Below are 2,833 nucleotides of genomic sequence, written 5' to 3'. Positions count from 1 at the left end.
CTGAACCATCTGACTGAAAACTGTTAGAAAGATCCTTCAAACCTTGATCAAGTTGCTCTTTATTAACTGCTTCATTCCCTTTTTCTGCTGCCTTAACTCCTGAAAGCCTACGATCCTCTTTATCTTTATTGGCAATATTAACTTCAGTGCCATCTTTTTTTGCCCCTATCTTGATATTCTTTGTCTTAGGATCTTGTTCAATAAGATCACTGCCACCTCCAGTTATTTTTTGTTCAACACTCCGCAACTGTGCAACATTTACTGCATCATTTGAAGCAACTCCTGGAGCCAATCCCATTATTTTTTTCTCTCCAGCATAAATGCCACCAAGGGTTACTTGTGGACCATTTTCAATTATTAAACCAGATCCGGTTAAATTACTTAATCCCGTCTGTACGCTATTCAGCTTAATATCACGTGCTAAATCAAACTGTACCTTATTGTCTTGAGCAGATTTTGTAATGTTGAGGTTACCACTCCCAGCTGCTAAATCTACAAGACCGTTTGTACTAACAGTTTTCATGTTCTGGCCATTAACAGACAGCTTCCAACCTTTGTCTATATAGTTTTGTAATGACTTTAGTTGCGTAACATTTACTGCATCAGTGTCTGCACTACCAGCTGCAACTCCCGTAATTTGCCGTGTTTTTTTTCCAGAGTCATTACCAATACTAACGGCACCTGCAGTGCTTCTCCATGTTATATCCGTTTGAGTTGCAGGACCTTTAAGGATAGGATTAAAACCAACGATACCGGCAGGTCTATCCGCAACAGACCAACCACCTAAAGCAACACCCTCCTCAACAAATGTTTTTGAAAAAGCGCCTAAAGAGCTACTTCCTGAAGGTATTGTAGTTGCATCATACCCCACGGCAAGACTATTTTTGCCCTGCGCACTCGCTCTTGCACCGAAAGTAGTAGCATTAAATGCTACAGCTTCAGAAAAACTTCCTACAGCCGTTGAAAAAGCAGCAGTCGCGCGCGTAATACCTGTCCCCGCATTATATTGCGAACCTATTGCGATGCTATTCCCACCTGATGCTTCAGCCATATAGCCTAAAGCAATAGCATTTCCTATGTTTGAACCTGTAAACGCGCCCTCACCAATAGAAATATTATGGGACGGACCAAAAGTAATATTAGAATCTCTAAAAGTAGCCTCCCTAGCATTGTAAGGTGCTACCAAACCTTTTGCACTCGATTTTACTGAATAATTTTCTTCTGATGCACTAGGAATATTCAAGAAAGCTATGTTATTCCTATAATCATCACCGCCAATAGAAGACTCTAGATTTTTCTTTACGAATACATTTGATATTTTTTGCGCACTTTTTGATATAGCACTATCGTCTTCTTCTAAAACATTTATGATAGAAGTGCTCTGAGCAGATAAATTATTAATTAAAAAGCTTGCTTTATTATTAGCAGAAACAATATTTTTGCTATTTTCTTTAAACGCTTTTACTTTTTCTGTAGTTTGAAGAATTTGTGCTGATACATCAATTTTTTTCGCAAAAACAGGTGAAACATTTGATAAAAATGCGCCTATTGCCAATAAAAAGACATTTATAATGGAAAAACGAGAAAATTTTATATCACTCGCTTTTTGTGTGGCATATAATTTTTCCATAACATTCCCCTGCAAAAAATAAAAAACATATTAAAAACGTTCGAAAAGAAACTTTTAGTACGAAAAAACTGAGAAGCGGGGGTCGGAATTGTTGTGAAAAATTTTAAATGACCACGATGAACAAAAAAACTTCTTCGAATTTCTACAAAGCCGCAATCAGAAATAACCAACCATTGAGCTGGCAAAATTTTGAACCATTTCACTTTCAGCCAAAGTGCTTTTCTTATAATCAACCTCACAAACAAATTTGCACATACTGATAAAACATAAAAAAGACATATTTTAATACTAGTTAAGGATCCGTTTTCGTACATAGGCTATAGAATAATGTTTAGATTAGAGTGTGCGATGATATGTAAAGATTTTTGTCTTACGCTCATCAACAAGAGTTAAAGATACAGATAGGAAAAAACTTTCCCTCTCTTCGTAAGAAAGGTAAGTGTTTTGATTTAATCTGATATGTTGTTACAAAAAACAGCTACGGATGTTTGTTTTTAAAGACAATGTTTGTGGCTTTATTTTGTGTGATTTGCAACAGAGCTAATAGAATGGTTTTTGGAGTTCAGTATATTGTAAATACATTGTGACACCCCCTCTTAAGAATTAGTTTGCTTTATAACGAAATGATTCTTTGCCTATAACAAAATGAGTCTTATTTGAAGTGGTTTTTATTGCTTTTTTAAAATGTATCCACAGAATAAAAGCAAGAAGTGATTCTTTTGAGATATTTTGGGGAAACATCTTAATACAACTAAAGCTTTAGTTATGTGCAACAATGCTCGAAAGATTTTTTGCGTAGCTTAGATTTATATTGGAATTTGCAATGAAGAAGTTTTACCCTTGCTTAGATTCAGCAAGGGCAAAGAGGAATAAGTTGTTTTGCTTTTATTTGTTAATTTAGTGTTAGGCTTAATCCCACACCCACACCCACACGACCTCCAGCACTTGTTACAGATAGGCTAGAGCGGATATTTCCATCTTCCGATGTATAACCAGCACCGATAGCAAAGGCAGTTTGATTAAGCCATATACCACTACCAAATGCGACACTTAATTTTCCAGGTGAATCATTATAACGTAAATTAGATACCGCCAAGCCAATAGCTGCCGCCTGTCTTGCCTCCTTACGGACATCCTCAACTGCATAATTTAATGTCTCAAATTTCATATCTGTATAGGCTTTCGACTCACTAACCCCATTGT

The 2,833-nt window shown here is 36.3% G+C and carries 1 protein-coding gene and 1 pseudogene; both read right to left on the bottom strand.

Going from position 1 to position 2,833, the window contains the following annotated elements; genetic code table 11:
- Positions 1-1,630 (bottom strand): annotated as a pseudogene (locus tag ABD909_RS07205) (hypothetical protein); the annotation flags it as partial.
- A gap of 892 nt (positions 1,631-2,522) precedes the next feature.
- Positions 2,523-2,833: YadA-like family protein (locus ABD909_RS07200; protein WP_345097267.1), on the bottom strand; the 311-nt coding region annotated here is incomplete at its 5' end.

It is taken from the genome of Bartonella acomydis (genome assembly GCF_039543025.1).
In the GTDB taxonomy this organism is placed as follows: domain Bacteria; phylum Pseudomonadota; class Alphaproteobacteria; order Rhizobiales; family Rhizobiaceae; genus Bartonella; species Bartonella acomydis.
The sequence above is the reverse complement of the archived record's forward strand: the minus strand, read 5'-3'. Positions and strand labels throughout refer to the sequence as shown.